The 21,274-nt window shown below is 47.0% G+C and carries 17 protein-coding genes and 1 riboswitch; of the genes, 8 read left to right on the forward strand and 9 right to left on the reverse strand.

From position 1 onward, the window contains the following. Positions 1-47 precede the first annotated feature (47 nt). A complete protein-coding gene (locus AC5YB1_RS01235) occupies positions 48-1,619 on the reverse strand; it encodes a BCCT family transporter (RefSeq protein WP_494520398.1) in 1,572 nt (523 codons plus the stop codon). Positions 1,620-2,251: 632 nt separating this feature from the next. Between AC5YB1_RS01235 and folX the strand changes: the two genes are divergently transcribed. The 3 genes from folX to folM are packed head-to-tail and all read left to right on the forward strand — an operon-like array spanning position 2,252 to position 4,013. Beyond that, positions 2,252-2,617 carry a dihydroneopterin triphosphate 2'-epimerase gene (folX, locus tag AC5YB1_RS01240; protein ID WP_110458839.1) on the forward strand — a complete coding sequence of 122 codons (366 nt, stop codon included), beginning with the start codon at positions 2,252-2,254 and terminating at the stop codon, positions 2,615-2,617. Between the two features lie 34 nt (positions 2,618-2,651). Next, complete coding sequence (folE, locus tag AC5YB1_RS01245; protein ID WP_494520399.1) at positions 2,652-3,287, forward strand: GTP cyclohydrolase I FolE; 636 nt, start codon at positions 2,652-2,654, stop codon at positions 3,285-3,287. Positions 3,288-3,305: 18 nt separating this feature from the next. Continuing rightward, positions 3,306-4,013 (forward strand): dihydromonapterin reductase, encoded by a 708-nt coding sequence (gene folM / locus AC5YB1_RS01250; protein WP_494520400.1) that lies wholly within the window; start codon positions 3,306-3,308, stop codon positions 4,011-4,013. Between the two features lie 157 nt (positions 4,014-4,170). Here folM and moeB read toward each other — a convergent pair whose 3' ends face one another. Continuing rightward, complete coding sequence (moeB, locus tag AC5YB1_RS01255) at positions 4,171-4,941, reverse strand: molybdopterin-synthase adenylyltransferase MoeB (protein WP_494520401.1); 771 nt, start codon at positions 4,939-4,941, stop codon at positions 4,171-4,173. A gap of 14 nt (positions 4,942-4,955) precedes the next feature. After that, complete coding sequence (moeA, locus tag AC5YB1_RS01260) at positions 4,956-6,200, reverse strand: molybdopterin molybdotransferase MoeA (RefSeq protein WP_494520402.1); 1,245 nt, start codon at positions 6,198-6,200, stop codon at positions 4,956-4,958. 394 nt (positions 6,201-6,594) lie between these two features. Here moeA and ftnA point away from each other — a divergent pair, with 394 nt between their 5' ends. Next, the gene (gene ftnA / locus AC5YB1_RS01265; RefSeq protein WP_494520403.1) at positions 6,595-7,119 is read left to right on the forward strand and encodes a non-heme ferritin; all 525 of its coding nucleotides are present in this window, start codon (positions 6,595-6,597) and stop codon (positions 7,117-7,119) included. A gap of 114 nt (positions 7,120-7,233) precedes the next feature. Here ftnA and ribB read toward each other — a convergent pair whose 3' ends face one another. After that, positions 7,234-7,887, reverse strand: a complete 654-nt coding sequence (ribB, locus tag AC5YB1_RS01270) for a 3,4-dihydroxy-2-butanone-4-phosphate synthase (RefSeq protein WP_494520404.1) — start codon at positions 7,885-7,887, stop codon at positions 7,234-7,236. Between the two features lie 164 nt (positions 7,888-8,051). Next, positions 8,052-8,256: riboswitch (FMN riboswitch) on the reverse strand. 303 nt (positions 8,257-8,559) lie between these two features. On the opposite strand from ribB, the gene AC5YB1_RS01275 reads away from it, so the two are divergent. The 3 genes from AC5YB1_RS01275 to AC5YB1_RS01285 all read left to right on the forward strand — a co-directional run bounded on the left by AC5YB1_RS01275 (position 8,560) and on the right by AC5YB1_RS01285 (position 11,938). After that, entirely contained in the window at positions 8,560-10,650 is a 2,091-nt protein-coding gene (locus tag AC5YB1_RS01275) for a S9 family peptidase (protein ID WP_494520405.1), read from the forward strand. Between the two features lie 27 nt (positions 10,651-10,677). Next, the gene (locus AC5YB1_RS01280) at positions 10,678-10,962 is read left to right on the forward strand and encodes a GIY-YIG nuclease family protein (protein ID WP_475515433.1); all 285 of its coding nucleotides are present in this window, start codon (positions 10,678-10,680) and stop codon (positions 10,960-10,962) included. 157 nt (positions 10,963-11,119) lie between these two features. After that, on the forward strand, positions 11,120-11,938 hold the full coding sequence (locus AC5YB1_RS01285; protein WP_494520406.1) for a phosphatase PAP2 family protein: 819 nt from the start codon (positions 11,120-11,122) through the stop codon (positions 11,936-11,938). Positions 11,939-12,053: 115 nt separating this feature from the next. Here AC5YB1_RS01285 and AC5YB1_RS01290 read toward each other — a convergent pair whose 3' ends face one another. From AC5YB1_RS01290 to AC5YB1_RS01305, 4 genes are all read right to left on the reverse strand, one after another. After that, positions 12,054-12,773 carry a DUF4097 family beta strand repeat-containing protein gene (locus tag AC5YB1_RS01290; protein ID WP_494520407.1) on the reverse strand — a complete coding sequence of 240 codons (720 nt, stop codon included), beginning with the start codon at positions 12,771-12,773 and terminating at the stop codon, positions 12,054-12,056. 71 nt (positions 12,774-12,844) lie between these two features. Further along, positions 12,845-14,683: a M14 family metallopeptidase gene (locus AC5YB1_RS01295; RefSeq protein ID WP_494520408.1), complete on the reverse strand. Its 1,839-nt coding sequence runs from the start codon at positions 14,681-14,683 to the stop codon at positions 12,845-12,847. A gap of 122 nt (positions 14,684-14,805) precedes the next feature. After that, complete coding sequence (locus AC5YB1_RS01300) at positions 14,806-17,961, reverse strand: efflux RND transporter permease subunit (RefSeq protein WP_494520409.1); 3,156 nt, start codon at positions 17,959-17,961, stop codon at positions 14,806-14,808. 9 nt (positions 17,962-17,970) lie between these two features. Then, a complete protein-coding gene (locus AC5YB1_RS01305; protein WP_494520410.1) occupies positions 17,971-19,131 on the reverse strand; it encodes an efflux RND transporter periplasmic adaptor subunit in 1,161 nt (386 codons plus the stop codon). A 412-nt stretch (positions 19,132-19,543) separates the two neighbouring features. Here AC5YB1_RS01305 and AC5YB1_RS01310 point away from each other — a divergent pair, with 412 nt between their 5' ends. Then, positions 19,544-20,302 carry a TorF family putative porin gene (locus AC5YB1_RS01310; protein ID WP_494520411.1) on the forward strand — a complete coding sequence of 253 codons (759 nt, stop codon included), beginning with the start codon at positions 19,544-19,546 and terminating at the stop codon, positions 20,300-20,302. Positions 20,303-20,425: 123 nt separating this feature from the next. On the opposite strand, the gene AC5YB1_RS01315 is transcribed toward AC5YB1_RS01310, so the two are convergent. Then, positions 20,426-21,106, reverse strand: coding sequence for a DNA-3-methyladenine glycosylase I (locus AC5YB1_RS01315; RefSeq protein ID WP_494520412.1), 681 nt, complete (start codon positions 21,104-21,106; stop codon positions 20,426-20,428). Between the last annotated feature and the right edge of the window lie 168 nt (positions 21,107-21,274).

Consider the following 21,274-nt stretch of genomic DNA (forward strand, 5'->3'; position numbering starts at 1 on the left):
CTATAAAAAAGGAGGCCAGTAACCTAGCCTCACTATAATCTCATCAACTAAAAGCGTTCAGTACGCATCCCTTTAATCAGGCTGACACACATCAACAGCAATATAAATGTGAATGGCAAGGCAGTAGAGATCGCTGCGGCCTGTAAAGCCTCAATCGCTTGAGCTCCACCAATCCACAATAATGCAATCGCTATAGCGCCCTCTAATAGTGCCCAAAATATGCGTTGAGGTACCGGTGCATCCATCTTACCTCCGGCTGTAATACTATCGATCACTAATGACCCTGAGTCTGAAGAAGTAATAAAGAAGACCAAGACTAAGAGAACAGCAATAGCTGATAATAATGTACCAAACGGCAAAACATCAAACATCTGGAACATTGCTAAAGGCACTTCGGTAAGCCCCTGCGTACCAAGTTCACCTACTTTATTGACCACTTGATCGATTGCCATCCCGCCAAATACCGACATCCAGAGAAGCGTTACAAAGGTTGGAACCAACAATACTGCGGTGATAAATTCACGCACGGTGCGTCCTCTAGACACTCGCGCAATAAACATACCTACAAATGGTGACCAAGATATCCACCAAGCCCAGTAAAATACAGTCCAACCTTGGAACCAGGCTTCATCGGTACGGCCATGAGGGTTACTTAAAGGGATAATGTTCTCAACATAGGACATCAGCGTAGTATATACCGATCCAAAGCTAACGTAATAACCTATCACCGCAACAAAAATAAGTAGTATAAGAGCCACTATCATATTGATATTACTGATAACCTTTACACCACCATCGATGCCTCGCATAACAGAAACGACCGCCAGTAAAGTTACGCCAATAATCACCCCAATCTGCAGACCTAACCCAGCCTCTATGCCAAATACATGATGAATACCACTCGCTGCCTGCTGCGCCCCTAACCCCAGAGAAGTTGCCAGACCAAATAAGGTTGCCAACACTGCCAATATGTCGACAATATGCCCCGCCCATCCCCAGGCTCGGTCACCTAAAATTGGGTAAAAAATAGAACGAATTGATAAAGGAAGTCCTTTATTGTAGGCGAAGAAAGCTAAAGATAAGGCCACAACGCCATAAATAGCCCAAGGATGCAACCCCCAATGGAACATAGTCGCACCTAGCGCGATTTTGGCAGCTTCAGGCGAATAAGCCTCTACACCTAAGGGAGTTTCATACCAACCAGTAAAATAAGCAACAGGCTCAGCAACACTCCAAAACATTAATCCTATTCCCATACCCGCAGCAAACAACATAGATAGCCAAGAGAAGAAAGAATAATCAGCTGTCGCCTCACGCCCACCTAACCGTATTTTGCCATAGGGTGAAGCAATTAATCCCAAGCAAAACAAGACGAAAACATTGCCTGACCAAATAAATAACCAATCAAATAAACCAATAATTTTCCATTTGATACCATCCAATGCCGCCTTCGATGTTTCGGCATCTGTGACTAAGGTTGCGATTAGAAATGCAACAATAAGCCCCGCGCTAATACCAAATACAGGGTTATGTACATCAAACCCCCACTTCTGCACATTATCCTGACCAACCGTATAGTCGGTACTATCGATACTGTACTTATCAATACCTTTTGTCATCGATTATCCCCACTAAAAAAACCTAAAGAATAACTATTGAAAAATCATTCCAGATTGCCAAAAATGATTTCAACTCATAGTAATATAGTAAATATTATTTTCTCCTATTGTATTCTTCTATATGGCCACGTCCAATAAAATGCCAATTTTTACTAACTTTAACGACCTTTAGGCGGTTAAATAGGCTTTATCCCAAGAATAAACAGTTATTGAAACCCACCACCATGATTAGAGCACTAACTAAAAAGTTGCTATTCATCTGTATCTGAACTCAATAATCGGTACCCATCAAATATGGTTTATTCACATTGAGTATTCGATATGGACGGGCAACAGGATAAACGAATCACTCCCTATGATGATCAATCAACTGAATGCTGATGATGCTTAAAAATGAAAGAGTACCTAGTAAAAAGTTAACAAGAAGCTCAATTAAACGACGAAAAATAGCTCTCATTAAAATAGGGAAAGTAAGAAACACAAGATTTATTAAGCAAAGCTTGATAAAAAAATGACTTCACACCAACATCTATATTCCTATCTGTTTTACTTTAACAACTGATCTAACGATTCACGACCAACGTACTGCCTGCAAATGATGAGGAAATGTCATGACCATTACCAACGCCAAAATTAGCCATGCCAAAATCAAGATCACCAATTTGAGGTTACGCACCTTTATCGGTTTTAATCCCGATGAACGTGAGAAACAGCAAGATGTGGTGATCAATATTGAGATCCACTACCCAGCCGCACTTTCGGCCCAGACAGATGATGTCAGTGACGCACTCAACTATAAAGTGATCACCAAAAAAGTGATCCAGCACGTTGAGGAAGGTCGCTTTTTATTACTGGAAAAATTAGTGTCCGACATACTCACCATTAGCTGTGAGCATCCATGGGTGCGTTACTGCCAAGTGACAGTAGACAAACCCCACGCCCTGCGATTTGCCGACTCAGTCTCATTATCGCTAGAAAGCCACTTAGATGACAGATAGTCATCATTAACCGTTTTATCGCGGAGTATTTGTTATGAATCCAGCTGCACAGCAAGTGAGACAAGCGTTAATCGCCCAAGGTTTAGAAACCCCATTGCGTGATAATCCCCTGTCTTCGCAACAGAAGTATGAGCGGATAAAAGGATTAATGACCGAAGTGGTCGACACTTTAGGGCTAGACCTCAATGATGACAGCCTGTGTGAAACCCCACATCGTATTGCCAAAATGTACGTCAATGAGATCTTTGCCGGTATCGATTACGACAACTTCCCCGCGATTGCTCAAATTGACAATAAAATGGGTGTTGACGAGATGGTCAAAGTCAGTGACATCAGCCTGACCAGCACCTGTGAACATCACTTTATTACCATAGATGGCACGGCAAAAGTGGCCTACATCCCTAAGTCATCGATCATAGGTTTGTCGAAAATCAATCGTATCGTACGCTTTTTTGCTCAACGGCCTCAGGTGCAAGAGCGGCTGACCCAACAAATATTGGTGGCACTGCAAACCTTACTCAATACCGATGATGTGGCGGTATCGATTTCAGCGACCCATTATTGCGTCAAATCACGCGGCATTATGGACAGTCAATCATCGACGCAAACCACCGCATTGGGTGGCTGCTTTAAGTCGAATCACCATACTAGAGCCGAATTTCTTGGCTAACTTACCTACAGGGATCTTATGCAACCCACCATTTTAATCACAGGCGTAGGCAAGCGCATTGGTTTGTACTTAGCACAGGCCTTCATCGACAAAGGCTATCAGGTTATCGGGACTTTTCGGCGCCACTACCCCAGCATCGACGCTTTAAGCGAGGCGGGTGCTGATCTGTATTGCTGTGACTTTACCCAAGCTGAAGAGGTGCAAACCTTCATTGATGCCATCATGGCTAAGTATCCACAACTTGATGCCATTGTTCACAACGCCTCTCTGTGGTTACCCGATGACAGCCCGCTGGCGCCAGAGCAAATAATGGCCACCATGATGCAGGTACATGTGACGGCACCGTATCAGATCAATCTAGGGTTAGCCCCGCTGCTGATCCAGGGTGACCGCCTAAGCGACATCATTCACCTCACCGATTATGTCGCCCAAAAAGGCAGCAAAAAACATATAGCCTATGCGGCCAGTAAGGCAGCTTTAGAAAATATGACGCTATCGTTTGCGACTAAGTTAGCTCCGCACGTTAAGGTCAATAGTATTGCGCCTGCGCTGATCTGTTTTAATGAACATGATGACGAGCAATATAAACAGCAAGCATTAGCTAAATCGCTACTGCAACGTGAAGCCGGTGAAGTTGAGGTGCTTAAGGCGATTGAATATCTTATGGCAAGCCACTACATTACCGGACGCTCATTGGCGCTCGATGGTGGCAGGCATTTAAAGTAATTAGCCATAAAAATCATTGGTATTTTAAGTGCTTGTGATTTGAAGTAATAGTAATTTGAAATAATGGAGAGTTAAAAGAATAGGCGCCGAAAAAACCTAATATTGCAACGCAAAACAGCTAGCCCACCATCTGGGCTAGCGTATCAGCTAACAGCGCTTATGCACCGCAGGTACTGCAGTTTTGCTGCTTGGTCAGTTTCATCTCGCGAAACTCCATCGTCATCGCATCTATCATCAAAATGCGGCCCACTAAAGGTTTGCCCATGTGAGCAATCACCTTAATGGCCTCTACCGCTTGCAGGCAACCAATCATGCCCACAACTGGAGCCAAGATGCCTGACTCGACGCAAGTCAGTTGCTGGTCGCCAAACAGCTGGCTAAAGCAATGATAACAAGGTGTATCCCCCTGATAGTCAAACACAGTGACAGTGCCTTCCATACGGATCGCGGCGGCCGAAACCAGTGGTACCTTATGGGTAAAGCAACTGCTATTTAACTGCTCACGCACCGTCATATTGTCAGTGCAGTCCATCACGATATCGTGCTGCATGACTAAGGCATCAAGCTCTGAGTCATCTAGCACGGCATTGATAGTGGTAATCGCCACATGAGGATTAAGCTGACTCAAGGTTTCTTGCGCCGAGGCCACCTTAGGTTGGCCGATATTATCCGCTTGATGCAGCACTTGGCGCTGCAGATTAGACAACTCAACAGTGTCAAAGTCTACTAAGGTCAATTGCCCTACACCCGCCACGGTAAGATATTGGCTTGCGGCGCAACCTAAGCCGCCAACCCCTATCACTAAGACCTTGGCTTGTTTCAGCTTCTCTTGCCCCTCAAAGTCCATCGCCTTAATGGAGATTTGGCGACTGTAACGTAAGATCTCTCTGTCCGACAGAATGTCGTCATTATCGAGTGTCGATGTCATCTCAGCTTACCTACTTAACAGAGCACAGAATTAAAGGGTTCAACCGTCACTAAGCTACCCGCAGGCGTGTCACCCTGCTCTCGCGCTAAAATAACAAAGCAGTTAGCCAAGCTCATCGAGGTCAACATACCCGAACCTTGCCCACCGGTAATGCTCACCTCAGCTTGGCCTTGTTCGTTGTGGCTCAAAATACCGCGTTGATATTCAACCCGACCAGCAAACTTACGCAGATCGCTGCTCAGTTTCGCCTGCAGTAATAACGGCTTAGCGCGTGGCAAGCCTTGCATCTTATTGATAAGCGGCCATACCAATTTATAGTAGGTCACCATAGATGACACCGGATTGCCTGGTAGACCACAAAATATCGCCTTACCCAGTCGCCCAAAAGCAAATGGCTTACCCGGTTTCATGGCTAGCTTCCAGAAGGTAATTTCACCCTCTTCTTCTAAAATTTGTTTGGTGTAATCGGCGTCGCCTACAGAGACACCACCCGAGGTGAGTAGCATATCCGCTTGGGCAGCTCCGGTACGAAATGCCTCACGAATCGCCTCAGGATCATCTGCAATCACCCCCAGATCGACCCACTCAACATTGGATCGAGTCAATAAACCTTGAATGCTGTAACGGTTAGAATCATAAATCTGCCCCGGCGCTAACTCGCTGCCAACCGGACGCAGTTCGTCACCCGTTGAGAAAAAGGCCACTTTGACACGACGCACAACGCGTACTTGGCTCGCTCCTATGGTGGCGAGCACGCCCATTTCGGCGGCGCCAATCTGGGTGCCAGCCCGTAAGACTTTATCGCCAGTGTTAAGCTCTTCGCCGCGATAACGCACATTGGCACCAACCGCATCAGGCGCTTCAATGGTAATGCTATCGCCGTTGGCACGGGCTTTTTCTTGCATCTGCACGGTATCGTAACCGGCTGGCAATGGTGCGCCAGTCATAATGCGCACGCAGGTATTGGGTTTGGCCTCGCCGTCAAACGGATGTCCTGCAAAAGAGTGACCGATCAGCGTCAGGGTGTCGTTGTTGCTTAAATCTTGCAATCGAAAAGCATAGCCATCCATTGCCGAGTTATTAAAGGGAGGCAAATCAATACTCGATGCCAGATCTTCAGCTAATACTCGGCCTAAGGCATGGGGAAGCTGCACCATTTCAGAGTCACTAAGAGGCATGACTTGATCGAGCAGTTTAACAATCGCTTCGTCTGGGTGCATAAGGCTAGGCTGAGAACATGGATCAAATTTCATGGGCATCGGTTACCTTAAAGATAAGTGTTTAAGCAAAGATTGATGCTCATTATGCCACGCTGATGAGAGAAGGCCATGATCTCCATGGCAGTTTTTGCCATAGTGCGAACAAATCAATCCTCAGCAAGCTAACTGAGCAGCTTGCGCAATTAACGACTTAATATAGCGCGAAACAAGACTGTCACCTACCGCCAATCGCAAGGCTTATGCCTACAATGCACCGCTTGTTAATGACTTAATCAAGGGGCCGTTAATCCGACAAATATTTGATAGGCTCAACACTGACGCAATGATAAATATTTGTATTTGAAACATTAAGTTAAGTAAATTTAGTTGCATTTAACCGCCTGCTTTTACACAATAGTCCAGCTTAATACAATGAACATAACAAGGATCTACTATGCTGGCACAAACGATGATTGATCAGTTGAACGCACAAATTAATGTGGAGTTCTTCTCCTCAAACCTCTACCTGCAAATGAGCGCTTGGTGCGAAGACAAGGGCTTTGAGGGTGCCGCTAAATTTATGCGTGCCCATGCTGACGAAGAGATGCAGCACATGCACCGCCTATTTACCTACGTTAGCGAAACGGGCGGCATGCCACTGATTGGCGCCATTGAAGCACCGCAAGCTGAGTTTGATTCATTACTGGCCCTATTTGAACACACCTACGCCCATGAGCAGATGATAACCAGTAAAATCAATGCACTTGCTCATGCTGCATTCACTAATCAAGACTATTCTACTTTTAACTTCCTGCAGTGGTATGTCTCTGAGCAACATGAAGAAGAGAAGTTGTTTAAATCGATCGTCGATAAGATTCGCCTGATTGGCGAAGATGGTAAGGCGTTATTTTTTGTCGATAAGGATTTGGCGCAAATGGCCATTGAAGAGTCGGCGAGCGTGATGACCTCGGGTCAATAAACCGCTAACAGATCGCTAGTGTCTATTTGAAATAGACCTTATGAGTGGTCGATATTGGTGGTAAATGATAAACAAAGAGCCATATATTGGCTCTTTGTTTATTTATTAAGCCTATTAACTCGCTTGAGCCAGTAACGACTTACGGTAAATCACGATATCTTCTATGGTCAATACTGGCATTTGATGCTGCTCGCCAAACGCGATGATCTCAGGCAATCTCGCCATGGTGCCGTCAGGATTGGTCACCTCACATAATACGCCCGCAGGTTTCAGCCCTGCCAGCAGCATCAGATCTATGGTGCCTTCGGTATGGCCTCTGCGAGTCAATACGCCACCGGGCTGAGCACGTAGCGGGTACACATGACCAGGACGAGCCAGATCACAGGCACTAGCCCCATCGGCGATCGCCGCTTTAATAGTGGTAACCCGATCGGCAGCCGAAACGCCGGTTGTCACCCCAACTTTGGCTTCGATGCTCACGGTAAACGCGGTGCCATACTGGCTTGAGTTATCAGCCACCATGGGCGGTAACTGCAATTGTTTAACCCGCTCATCAGGCAGGCATAAACAGACTATGCCACTGCATTCCCGAATAAGCAGCGCCATCTGTTGATTGGTTAAGTGCTCGGCTGAATAAATAAGATCACCTTCATTTTCGCGATCTTCATCGTCGACCACCAACACGCCTTGGCCAGCGCGTAAGGCTGTCAACGCGGCTTCAACACGGGTATTGGCATCGCCAAAGGCTGAGAGTAAAGACTGATTCATGGTTAAATCCTTAGTAATACTAATAAAATGGTTTTGTGCCAGAATCAGGGCATATAGAAAATAACACCGATAAGCCTGCGCTTATGGTGGTGTTGAATAAGAGCCAGGGTCACGTTAGCGAACTAAGCCCAAGCTTAGAGCGCAGCATACGCTGTTTGTGGTTCTTATATTCTCTTTCATCCGGACTCAGTGCGCTTACGCGCTCATTACCGTCGGCTCTGGAATACTTTTAACATGCTATCTCTACACGCAACAAGGGCACCAGATCTGCTGACCCTAACCTTGGAAAAGATTAGGCGCTCGCGGGCTTAAGTTGCATCTACAACTATCACCGCCGGTGGGGAGTTACACCCCGCCCTGAGAATTATTAATGTCACCTACTCACTGAATATCGGCTCAACTGCCTATTTTTAAGCGGCGCAGCGTCACTGTTAAACGGACTCGCTAACGGGCTCACACTGGGTCTGCGTAACAGCAGTAAAACCGTAAATATTGCTGGAGGGGCTAATCTTAATTACTTAGGATCAGCACATTAGGCGCAAATAGGGTGCGCCAATTTGAAACAAATAACAAGCTAGCAGGTGACAAGCCTAAACTAAATCACCTAAGCTCAAGCTTTACAGGCAAACTCGCACTGGTTTACCACGCTATCGATAATAAAGGTCGTCTTTAATGCATTCAATTTCTCCACCGATCGCCGCCAAAAAGCCACACTCATTGATACATCATGGTGTAGAGAGGATAGATAACTATTATTGGTTAAGAGACGATACGCGTCAGTCACCCGAGGTGATAGCGCATCTCAATGCCGAAAACAGCTACCATCAACAATGCTTTAAGCCCTTCGCGCCTTTACAGGCACGTTTATTCGATGAGTTGGTCGGCAGGCTAGATAAAGATGAGTCGAGTGTTCCTTACTACTGGCACTCCCATTGGTATTGGAGTCGTTACCATAGAGAGGGGGAATACCCTATCTTACTGCGTAAACCACAGCTTAATAGCGATGCCGAAGAGGTGCTGTTAGATGTTAACCAACGCGCCCACGGCCATGAGTTTTATGGTCTGGGCAGCTTCGCTATTAGCCCTGACGAACAGTTATTGGCCTTCAGTGAAGATAAACTGAGCCGGCGCATTTACACCATACACATTAAGCGCCTCGAACAAGGCGAACTGCTGGAAGATACACTCGAAGGCACTGACGGTAGCATAGTGTGGGCTAACGATAACCTGCACCTGTTTTACATCGCTAAAGATCCACAAACCCTGCTGGGCTACCAAGTGTTCCGTCATCGTTTAGGACAACCACAATCGGCCGATACACTCGTGTATGAAGAGCAAGATGACAGCTTCTATCTCAGCTTAGGTAAAAGTTTAGATGAAACTCGTATCGAACTATACCATGAAAGCACGATCACCAGTGAGGTCTCGGTGCTCAATGCCGATCAAGCTCTTGACCACTTCACTGCACTACTGCCCAGAGAAACAGGCCATGAGTATTCGGTGGCTAAACGGGGTGACAACTATTTTATTCTTACCAACTGGCAGGCGGTTAACTTTCGCCTGATGCAAGTGGCCGAAGCGGATTTTGCCAATAAGCATGTTTGGCAGGAGGTGATTGCTGCCGATGACCAATGCCGCATAGAGGAGTTCTTGGTACTGCAAGATTACCTTATTGTGCAGCAGCGCCGTCAGGGACTCAGCCAGATCACCGTCTATCCGGATCAGCTACCTAGCTATCAAATCGACTTCGATGATCCCGCTTATGTGGTGGGTTTTGATGTTAATCCTCGCCAAGATAGCCACCAGCTTAGGCTCTATTATGCTAGCCCCACCACCCCAGAATCGATTTACCAATACGATTTGACCCAAGCCTCACCCAAGCAGTTACTCAAAAGGGAAAACGTATTAGGCGGCTTTAATAGCGAGCACTATCAGGCTGAACGCCTCTTTATCGATGCCAGAGATGGCGCGAGCATTCCCGTTACCTTGGTGTACAACAAAAGCCTATTTAAACGAGATGGCAGCAACCCACTGTACCAATATGGTTATGGCGCATACGGTTACACCATAGATGCGGATTTCGACAGCGCCATATTAAGCCTACTCGACCGAGGCGTGGTTTATGCCATTGCCCATGTGCGCGGTGGCGAAATGCTCGGCAGACCTTGGTATGACGCAGGCAGGCTGTTTAACAAGCAAAATAGCTTTAACGATTTTATCGATGTCACCCAAGCATTGATCCAGCAACAATATGCCGATCCTCATAAAGTAGTTGCGACGGGAGGCAGCGCAGGTGGCCTGTTGATGGGCGCCGTGATTAACCAAGCACCCGAACTCTACTTGGCCGTGGCCGCCCATGTGCCGTTTGTCGATATAGTAACGACCATGCTGGACGAGTCGATCCCACTCACCACCAATGAGTATGACGAATGGGGCAACCCTAACGACAAAGATGCCTTCGACTATATGTTAAGTTATTCGCCCTATGACCAAATTACGCGTCAAGCTTATCCTCACCTTTTGGTCACCACTGGCCTGCATGACTCTCAGGTGCAATATTTTGAACCCGCTAAATGGGTGGCGAAATTAAGAGAATATAAGACCGACGACAACTTATTACTGTTCCATATCGATATGGAGGCTGGGCACGGTGGCAAAAGCGGTCGCTATCGCCGCTATCAAGACACGGCTGAAGAGTATGCTTTTTTATTAGGGCTGTTAGGCGCAGAGCCAATATTAACCAACAGCAAAAACTGTCGTTAACCTCGCCGAGCAACACAAGAGCTATCGATGACGACAGGCAAACCTTGGTTTTTATATATCGTTGAGTGCCATAAAGGCCAGCTCTATACCGGCGTGACAACCGACATAGCACGCCGCTTTAAAGAACACCAAAGCGGCGGCCCTAAAGCCGCTAAATTTCTGCGCGGTAAGGGGCCGCTGCAATTGGTTTATCATGAGCAGTTAAGTTGTCACTCTACGGCACTGAAGCGCGAAATAGCGGTTAAGAAGCTCACCAAAAAACAAAAGCTGACATTAATACAAAATGAGGCCAATATTCATATCGTTAGCTAATTTCAGCTTTATATTGATGATGTTTAGTGATTATCCCCATAGAAATATCCATCGACAATCAATCTAAATACCTGCCGCGGCTTGATCATAAGCACGCGGCTTTACTTAGTCATAGCAAAGCTCTATTGTAGGCAAAAATTGCTTATTTGAGACGATTATGGGCACCACCACACACGAAAAGGCTGATGGATTGCCTAAACAATATAAGCAGCATCAACGCAGCTTTTTCGGCTTAATGTTAGTGTTAAGCTCTATTTTTTTAATCACGCTGCTTCCCGATGTAAACCTTACTCTGTTTAGACTACTCAATGGAATTGCGGCAGTGTTACCCGATTGGCCCATATTGCTACTTACAGATTTAGGCAATGGCGTCACTCTTGGGGTGATCACCTTATGCTTCTTGATTAAACGCCCCGAGTTAATATTACGGGTGATCATTGCCAGCGTGTTGTCATTACTGTTAGTACCACTCTTAAAACAATATTTTGATGCACCGCGCCCCGCCGCGGTGTTAGACGTACTTAATATTATTGGCGACACCCGGTTAAGCCATAGTTTCCCCTCGGGCCATACTGCCAGTGCTTTCCTGTTTGCAGGTACCCTATGGTTTGCTTACCAAAGCCGCACCATTAAAACATTAGCCATCGCGCTTGGTGCTATCGTTGGCATATCGAGGATCATTGTTGGCGCTCACTGGCCACAAGATATTATGCTGGGTGCGATCGTCGGATTACTCTGCGCTTATGCTGCTGCGTATTGTCCACCAACTCAGTTACAGCGGGTCAATAACGCATTAATGCTGATGTTTTTATGGTTAGTGTTGATGATCTGCGAGCTGGAAAAAAGCTTTGATAAGGACATTATTTGGCAAGTGTTACTACTAAGATGGGGACTGCTGTTTACCGCCGCGGCTCTGTTCTTACGCCAATACAATATTAAACAGCTGTTGATACAACGCTTTGGTTCAAAAGTGTAATAGACATGCGTAAACGGTCTTGACGCTAAGTGGGCGATGACCACCGCTATCATCAATTCACAACTACGCTTATGGACTCCCCCTAATCTGCTCTAGGCAATCAGGGGGAAAGCCATTAATCCATGGTGACGGGCCCTTGAATATTGTCAAAATTCAGATCGCCCGAACCAGACTCGATAATGTGTAATCCTTTGCTGTTATCGACACTAATACTTCCAGAACCATCATCGATGGTGACTAAGCCTGCCACATGATTAATGACTATCGAGCCAGAACTATCAAGCACTGACACATCGCCATTCACCTGCTGGATCTCGATACTGCCTGAGCCATCCGTTAAGCTGATATTCCCTTCAATATTTTGCAATGCAATACCGCCTGAGCCGTCATCGATAGTTAATCCCTTAGCGCCATCGATAGTGATGCTGCCAGAGCCATCGGTAATAATCATTTCGGCGTTCACGCCACGAATCTCAATACTACCTGAGCCATCATCCAGCGTTAGTTTCATATTGGCAGGCACTTTAACCACCAGCTCCATATAGGGAGAGTTACCACTCGTCAACGAAACCCGACTGAAGGAGTCAAAATTGGCGATCAGTTTGGCATGTTGACCTTCCTGTACTAAGCTAAGCTCTGGCTCGGCGCCATCATACCCATAAATACCCGCCTCGATATGCACCTTACTGAGGCCATCAACCCCTTTAATAGTCAGCGAACCCGCCCCAGTTTCGGCTACGAGGTGTTGTAACTGTGTAGCATCAAGTGTTAACTGTTGCCTGACGGTGATAATCAAACGAGGTCCCCCCGAACCTTTTGAGGAACATTTACCCATCCCCCCCCTTAAACCATGCGCAATAAAAAACGCAGCCTAAGCTGCGTTAATACTGATGATGCCGCAGGCCATTACTCGTCTCGCCAAACCGGATAGACCTGGTATTGCGCATCATAATAAGGGCTTCGAACATAAAACCAGCGTAATCTTGCCAGGGCATCAGCGGCAAAGGCAGGGTCTTGCAACGCTTGGGTAAATTCGGCCTGCAAGCTGGGGTCGGCCTCAAGCATTTGCGCCGCCAGCGGCTCTACCGCGTAATGCTCGATATATTCGGTGCGGGTAAATATGGGATTGAAAAAGCCCCATTGTAATAAGGAATCAGGCGACTGAGGCTCTAACAGCAATATCGCCAGATCCCCTAAAGGCTGCCGGGTATCAATCTTGACCGTGCCTGCCGGCAGTGTGGTCTGTAGCCCATGTGCGCTCAATTGCGCGCTCACTCGCTGGCGACCTTCATAATCTTGACTGCCAAACTGCGGCGCAGTTAATTGATATTGGGTCAACTTAAGCACCTTGGGTTCGGTTAGCGTTGTCATACGGATCCCATGAATTGCGAGGCGCTCAATCACATCAAGCCATTGAGGCGCAATATAATAGGCCGAGGGACGGTTGACCTTTATTTCAGCCAGAGTATTACCTATCACGGGTAAATTTTTATAGAGCTTAGGCTGGCCACTCCAACGCACCACCGGCTGACCACTGATGGGGCTGATTTCGGTGTGGTAATCAATCCCTTTGAAGTCCCACCCTTGCTGCTGTTGCTGGTCGCCCCACGTTAGGGTAATGCGATCGCTATAGCGATACCTGTCTTGCTTAATCGCCGAGCGCAGTGAAGTGGCTTGGTTGCCCACCAATTCAAGGGTGGCCGCTAACATGACATAGGTACCGAGCACTCGTTGCTTAAACGGCTTTAAACTATGATTTTCAATTAAAATCGTCGGCAGATGCCGAGCATCACCATAACCATTAGAGTAACGTGGACTGGCATTCCATAATGACATTCCCTTGCTCAAATCATTATTGTCGATAGCAAACACCAAGGGGCCCGCAATATGCCCTTGCCGCGTTAATGCCTGCTCCACATAAGGTCGGTATTGGGTCTCTAACCAACGAAAACTCGACGGGCTCAGCCCTTGAGCTAAGTTATAGCCAAAGGTGACATCATATTGATAATCGATGCCATCGGTAGCGTGTACATCGATATACAGATCGGGCTGCCATCGATTTATCGCACCCAACATATGCTGCATCTCTACTGTATCGGCCTTGGCATAATCACGATTCAAATTAAGATTGTTGGCGGTCGTGCGCCAACCCATCTCTATCGGGCCGCGCTGATTAACGCGATTATATTGACCACTGCGCTCATGGGCATCGACACTAAAAATCGGCACAAATAGCAAATTAGCCCCATCGAGCAGCGCCGCTTTATCACCCAATACCATGTCTCGCAGTAACATCATTCCGGCATCTTTACCGTCAATTTCTCCGGCGTGGATCCCAGCTTGCACTAACACTGTGGGTTTACCCGTCGCAGCCAAGGCCTCAGGGGTACCTGCCCCCTCATTCGAGGCTATCACCATCCAAATATCACGCCCCTGAGGACTCTTACCCAGCGACACCTTGTGTAACATGTCGCTACTGGCCACCAACTTATCTAACCAAACAAACGTCTCATCGTAACTTGGGCTGACCTTAAAACCGCCCTGTTCAAACGGAGTCGCCCATGGCGCGTCGCCATCGAGTAATAACGATTCACTTGCCCCATGCCACACCAAGCTAGGCGGTAGGATGGCATCGTTAACATAGGTTGTGGCAACCTGTGGGGTTGCAGTGGGTTGCTCTGCCCATACAGGCAAGCCAAACGTAAAAGGGAGTAACAGGAAAAGTGTCGATAACTGAGGGCGCATAGATGTTGACCTTACGGCTTATTTTTAGACAAACATATTTAACGAAATATCCTTTAAATGCAATACTCTAGCGCCAATAAAAAGCCCAGCAAGTGCTGGGCTTTTTGGTACGATAGAGTCAATTATGATTCTTTGTCAGCCGCCTTGGCGATAGCGGCATCACTGCCACCATTGCGCTCACGCTTACTGAAGATCCGTTCAACTATCACGAAGAAGATCGGAATAAAGAAGATCCCCAAGAAGGTTGAACTCATCATACCGCCGAGTACGCCGGTACCGATGGCGTTCTGACTACCAGAACCAACACCAGTGCTTATCGCTAACGGCACAACCCCTAGACCAAACGCCAGAGAGGTCATTAGGATAGGACGTAAACGTACCCGCACCGCGTGTAAGGTCGCTTCGACTAGGCCTGCACCTTTCTCATAGAACTCTTTAGCAAACTCGACAATCAAGATTGCGTTCTTCGTCGCTAGACCCACTGTGGTTAACAGACCTACTTGGAAGAATACGTCGTTGGGCAGGCCCCGACCATTCATCGCCAGTAGCGCACCAATGATCCCAAGCGGAACCACTAAGATAACCGCAAACGGCACAGACCAACTCTCGTACAGCGCAGCCAATACTAAGAACACGACTATGATAGAGAGTGCGTACAATGCCGGCGCCTGATTACCCGATAGGCGCTCTTCATAAGACAGGCCATTCCATTCAACACCAAATCCTGGTGGTAATTTGGCAACCATGGCTTCGATATCATCCATCGCCGCACCAGTACTATAACCCGGCGCAGTGCCCCCTTGAATGTTCATTGACGGCAAGCCGTTAAAACGCTCTAGACGCGGTGATCCATATTCCCATGAACCGGTAGCAAAGGCCGAGAAAGGCACCATTTCACCTTCGGCATTACGTACATACCAAGTATCAAGATCTTCCGGTTGCATACGGTACTGAGCATCGCCCTGTACGTACACTTTCTTCACACGACCGCGGTCGATAAAGTCATTAACGTAACTGCCGCCCCAGGCCGTGCCTAGCACACTGTTTACCGCATCGATGTCGACACTCAAGGCACGAAGCTTGGCGTGATCCACATGGATTTGATACATAGGCGCATCTTCCTGACCATTAGGACGTACACCGACCAAGTTGGGGTTTTGCGCGGCTAGCCCAAGTAACATATTACGGGCTTCAACCAACTTATCGTGGCCTTGACCATTTCTGTCTTGGAGATAGAAATCGAAACCGTTAGCGGTACCCAGTTCAATCACCGCTGGCGGCACAAAGGCAAACACAAAGGCTTCTTTCAGTTGCGAGAACATCGCCATAGAACGCCCAGCAATTGACTGAACATCTTGACCGGGTTCACCACGAACTGACCAATCTTTTAAACCGACAAACGCCAGACCCATGTTTTGACCGCTACCGGCAAAACTAAACCCAGAGACACTGAATACTGAGTTAACATTGTCACCCTCTTGGTTAAGGTAGAAGTCTGTGACTTTCTCCATCACCTTCTTGGTGCTTTCTTGGGTCGAGTTAACGGGCAAAATAGCCTGTGTAAACAAGATACCTTGGTCTTCGTCGGGTAGGAAAGCGGTAGGCATACGCATGAAAATCCAGCCTACGGCCACGGTCAATGCCAAGTAAACCAGCATGACACGTCCGGTACGCTTAATCATAGAAGCGACACTGGCCTCATAGCGTGATGTCATGGCATCGAACTTACGGTTAAACCAACCGAAGAAGCCGGTTTTGGCATGCCCTTCGCCTTTGGCGATAGGTTTTAACATGGTCGCACATAGCGCCGGCGTCAGGATAATCGCCACCATCACAGACAAGGCCATGGCAGAGACAATCGTGACCGAGAACTGACGATAGATAACCCCTGTCGATCCAGACATAAAGGCCATGGGTACGAATACCGCCGACAAGGTAAGACCGATACCCACTAGGGCTCCGGTGATCTGATCCATCGACTTACGCGTCGCCTCAAGTGGGCTCAGGCCCTCCTCTTGCATCACGCGTTCGACGTTTTCCACCACCACAATCGCATCGTCCACCAGCAAACCGATGGCCAACACCATGGCGAACATGGTGAGAGTGTTAATCGAAAAGCCGGTCGCCGACAAAATGGCAAACGTACCTAACAAGACAACGGGAACCGCAATAGTTGGGATTAACGTCGCGCGGAAGTTTTGCAAGAACAGGTACATGATCACGAAGACCAAGACGACGGCTTCTAGCAAGGTGTGCACCACGCCCTCAATCGATTTTTCAACAAAAGGCGTTGTATCATAAGGATAAACAACCTCTAACCCTTGCGGGAAGAACACCTTTAATTCATCAATTTTTGCACGCACACGCTCGGCTGTCGCCAACGCATTAGCACCAGTGGCGAGCTTAATCGCTAGACCCGACGCAGGCTTACCGTTATAAAACGATTCAACCGCATAGCTTTCTGCGCCAAGCTCAACACGTGCCACATCTTCTAAGAAGACCTTAGCACCAGAGCTGTCTGCCTTGATGATGATTTTCTTAAACTCATCGGCAGTTTGTAAACGACTCTGAGCCGAAACGGTGGCGTTTAACTCTTGACCTGCAATCGCAGGCGCCCCACCTAATTGACCGGCCGACACTTGCGCATTTTGCTCACGGATCGACGCCATAATATCTTGGCTGGTCAGGTTGTATTGGGTCAGTTTTAACGGATCGAGCCAAATACGCATCGCATATTGGGCACCGAACAACTGAATCTCACCCACACCCGCTACACGGCTAATAGGGTCTTGGATATTTGAGCCAACATAGTCGGCAATATCGGTTTTACCCAATGAACCATCAGATGAAACGAAACCCAATACCATTAAAAAGCCCGAGCTCGACTTGTTAACTTTAACTCCTTGCGCCTGCACCTCTTGTGGTAACAATGGCATGGCAAGCTGCAGTTTATTTTGCACCTGCACCTGAGCAATATCAGGATCGGCCTCGGCGTTAAAGGTTAAGGTAATTTGCGCGTTACCAAAGCTGTCACTGGTTGAGGCGATATAACGTAGATTATCAATCCCCGTCATTCGCTGCTCAATCACCTGAGTAACGGTATCTTCCATGGTCTTTGCCGAAGCACCTGGATAAACAGCACTAATCACGACGGTTGGTGGCGCAATACTGGGATATTGTGACACAGGGAGCTTCATAATAGAGAGCACCCCGGCCATCATAACGATAATGGCGATCACCCAAGCAAAGATAGGGCGATCGATAAAGAAACGAGCCATAACTTTACCCTACTTTTGTGATTGCTTATCTGATTGCGCTGCGTCAATCGGTTTTCCGGTCACTGGCGCACCGGGACGAATTTTCTGTAAGCCTTCAACAATCAATTGGTCGCCAACTGTAAGACCATCGATGATACGCCATTGATGGTTGATAACTTCTGCCGTAGTCACTACGCGCGCTTCCACTTTACTTTCAGCACCTATCACCATTGCAATGGCTTGGCCTTTGGGATTGCGCGTAATCGCTTTTTGCGGAACTAAAATCGCATGCGGATCTGTGCCCGTATTTAACATGGCGCGCACATACATACCTGGCAGTAGCACCCCATCTGGATTTGGGAACTCGGCGCGTAATGTTACTGAGCCGGTATTCTCATCAACACTGACTTCTGAAAACTGCAACGTGCCCGTATATGAATATGGCGTGCCATCTTCCAGCACTAAGGTGACATCGGCGTTATCGACAGCCTGTAATGAGCCTTGCTTCAATTTAGCTTTAAGACGCAATAATTGCGCACTCGATTGAGCAATATCCACATTGATAGGATCAAGTTGCTGAATGGTCGCCAATGTTTGGCTTTGATTCGCCGTCACTAACGCCCCCGCAGTCACATTCGACTTACCAATACGACCCGAGATAGGGGCTTGAACTTGAGTGTATTCAAGGTTGATTTTTGCGGTATTAATCGCCGCTTTCGCGACGGTAACGTTAGCTAAAGCTTCTTTGTATGCCGCCTCTGCTTCATCAAATTCTTGCTGGCTAATCGCATTGGTTTTAACTAACTCTTGATAACGAGCCGCTTTAGCTTTCGCCGAGGCTAAACCTGCATTTGCACGCGCCAAATCAGCTTCAGCACTCACTAATGCTGCTTTGTAAGTAGCAGAGTCTATTTGATAAAGTGACTGTCCTTTGACAACATCAGCCCCTTCGATAAAGCTACGCTCGGTAATAATACCGGAAACTTGCGGACGGACTTCAGCTTCAAGAAACGCTTTGCTACGACCAGGCAGTTCAACCTGAATCGCTTGAGGTTGTGCCACAACCTGCATCACGCCAACTTCAAGACTTCGTGGCGCAGCTGCTGATTGACTCGGTGCCTCTTGCTTTCCACAACCCGTTATCCATAACGCCACACTTAAAACAGAGGCAATTTTCACTATTTGCCGCATGATAACTCCTAATCAAGGCCACAACAAAAAATGCCCTTTGGCAGCACAACATGCTACAGGGCAATCTTTTGGAAGCATTATTTATATTGAGACCATTTATCTCACACCTAGCGTATGTCAACAAGAACAATAACCTGCTCATTTTGTAAGTTAATGCAAATTTTTATAGGCAAGCATCGAGTGTTGTTAACAACTGGTTAAAAAAGGACGTTTACCCCCAGAAAAACACAATCTATGTAGTGAGAATGTGACACAACTCAGTATCAACCACGCTAACAACAGTAAATTTAGCATTAAGCGAATACAACCGTTCACAATTGTTCATATTTTTTGGTCGTTAGTTCATTCTCAGCATAATAGTCATTCATAAGTTCACTTTATAGTCATCACAACAAAACTTACCGTTAGCGAGATGATGATCATGAATACCGTTACAAAGCTAAAATACTCAGCCCTCATTGGCAGCTTACTACTATCAGCAGTATCCGTTGCACAAGCACAAGAAGATAATGAATTATTTGGTGGCAAACTCACGACTAAGCTTACTTTCGCATCTGACTATGTATTTCGTGGTGAATCCGAAACCATGGACGGTGATGTACCTGTGGTACAAGGTACATTAGGCTGGGGTAACGATGGCGGCTGGTATGCCGGAGTCTTCGCTTCCAATATCAAATTTGCCGATCCTAATTTAGAAATTGTCACCGCCCCCTATCTGGGTAAATTTGGCGAATTTGGCGATAGCGGTATCACCTATGATGTCATGCTATTTTCCTACCTCTATCCAGGCGCATCATACTCGAACTACACCGAGTTATGGTTGAAAGTGGGTAAACAGTTCGGCCGCACCAATGTGCAACTCGAAGTCACTCCTACGGTAGATGATTGGTTCGGTGTAGATGGCTGGCAAGGCGTCAACTACGCACTTCACCCTAGCTATACATTCGATAATGGCCTTAAGGTTTCTGGCAGTCTCGGCTATCAAGATCTTGATGGCGAAGGAGCTGAAGGTTGGAGTCACTGGAACCTTGGTGTCACTAAGGCCTTTGCCGGCTTAGACTTCGATTTGCGTTATCACGGCAGCACAGTAGATGAAGACCATAAAGTCTATGGCACACAAACAGAAATATTTGATGACCGGGTTGTTGTCGGGATCAGTAAGCACTTTTAACCGTCATTAAATTAGCGCCATAGTTTATCTCTAATAGTTTTATCTCTGCACTTTTTGCCAGCCAAAAATAGGCTGGCTTTTTTTGCATTGAAGCTAGCGATTCACTTGCCACCCTTTTTGTCATCAGATTCGGTTATCACCCACACTACAAGCCACAATGCGACTAATTTCAGCCAGCGGCAAACCGGACTCTTGCTGCCAAGTGTTAAATACCCTCTGCACCTGCGCTAAGCCACTCTTGGTGCTAAACCCGAAGTCGATTAACTTGTGCGCCTGAAAATAACCTTTAATATCATCAGATAATAGCAAGGTATCTTTGCCTATCGCGCGTAAAAAGTAGGCTCCGGTATTGCCGCCAAGACGATTACCGCGACGCTTGAGTTCGCTCCATAGACCTGTAATATCATCACTTGGCCAGTCGGCGATAAACTGGGCAAAACTGCCATACTCGAGTTTAATCTCGTGCACCATTAATGCGTTGTCATAAATGGCCATGGTTTTCTTTAGGTGCCTGATAAGGTTCTCATCACTGGCTCTTTGCTGCAGCTGCTCAGGTGAAAGCATTAATACCTTATGCGGCTCAAAATCAAAAAATGCCTGCTCGTAAGCTGGCCATTTATTATCGACAATGCGCCACACAAAACCACACTGGAACACCTTTTTACAGAGTTCAGACAGTAGCTGGCCGTCGCTGTAACGCTTAATTGAATCGTCAGACTCCACCACAGGCATCAAGCGTTTTAATGCAGCCTTCCCCCCTTTACGTTGGCAGGCCCGCTCGTAAATTTTCTCAAAAGATTCCAAAATAACGTCTCTCTAATCTTGGTCGTTTTACCAATAGGACAACTAATAGCCATTGCCCGTCGATTAACCACTCAATACCCCTCAGAAGCACAAAGCGATCATTTACAATGACAATCCCCCCTTGTTATCGGGTTAGCACCCTGACTAATTAGGCTATCTAAGTAACCA

The organism is Shewanella sp. 433, assembly GCF_059338565.1.

What these genes read in the sequence shown, in the direction of transcription:
- AC5YB1_RS01285 (WP_494520406.1), top strand. Translation starts at nt 11,120, where the DNA reads ATGGGCACCACCACACACGAAAAGGCTGATGGATTGCCTAAACAATAT.
- AC5YB1_RS01290 (WP_494520407.1), bottom strand. Translation starts at nt 12,773, where the DNA reads ATGGGTAAATGTTCCTCAAAAGGTTCGGGGGGACCTCGTTTGATTATC.
- moeB (WP_494520401.1), bottom strand. Translation starts at nt 4,941, where the DNA reads ATGACATCGACACTCGATAATGACGACATTCTGTCGGACAGAGAGATC.
- moeA (WP_494520402.1), bottom strand. Translation starts at nt 6,200, where the DNA reads ATGCCCATGAAATTTGATCCATGTTCTCAGCCTAGCCTTATGCACCCA.
- AC5YB1_RS01295 (WP_494520408.1), bottom strand. Translation starts at nt 14,683, where the DNA reads ATGCGCCCTCAGTTATCGACACTTTTCCTGTTACTCCCTTTTACGTTT.
- ribB (WP_494520404.1), bottom strand. Translation starts at nt 7,887, where the DNA reads ATGAATCAGTCTTTACTCTCAGCCTTTGGCGATGCCAATACCCGTGTT.
- AC5YB1_RS01300 (WP_494520409.1), bottom strand. Translation starts at nt 17,961, where the DNA reads ATGGCTCGTTTCTTTATCGATCGCCCTATCTTTGCTTGGGTGATCGCC.
- ftnA (WP_494520403.1), top strand. Translation starts at nt 6,595, where the DNA reads ATGCTGGCACAAACGATGATTGATCAGTTGAACGCACAAATTAATGTG.
- AC5YB1_RS01305 (WP_494520410.1), bottom strand. Translation starts at nt 19,131, where the DNA reads ATGCGGCAAATAGTGAAAATTGCCTCTGTTTTAAGTGTGGCGTTATGG.
- AC5YB1_RS01235 (WP_494520398.1), bottom strand. Translation starts at nt 1,619, where the DNA reads ATGACAAAAGGTATTGATAAGTACAGTATCGATAGTACCGACTATACG.
- AC5YB1_RS01275 (WP_494520405.1), top strand. Translation starts at nt 8,560, where the DNA reads ATGCATTCAATTTCTCCACCGATCGCCGCCAAAAAGCCACACTCATTG.
- folE (WP_494520399.1), top strand. Translation starts at nt 2,652, where the DNA reads ATGAATCCAGCTGCACAGCAAGTGAGACAAGCGTTAATCGCCCAAGGT.
- AC5YB1_RS01280 (WP_475515433.1), top strand. Translation starts at nt 10,678, where the DNA reads ATGACGACAGGCAAACCTTGGTTTTTATATATCGTTGAGTGCCATAAA.
- AC5YB1_RS01310 (WP_494520411.1), top strand. Translation starts at nt 19,544, where the DNA reads ATGATGATCATGAATACCGTTACAAAGCTAAAATACTCAGCCCTCATT.
- folM (WP_494520400.1), top strand. Translation starts at nt 3,306, where the DNA reads ATGCAACCCACCATTTTAATCACAGGCGTAGGCAAGCGCATTGGTTTG.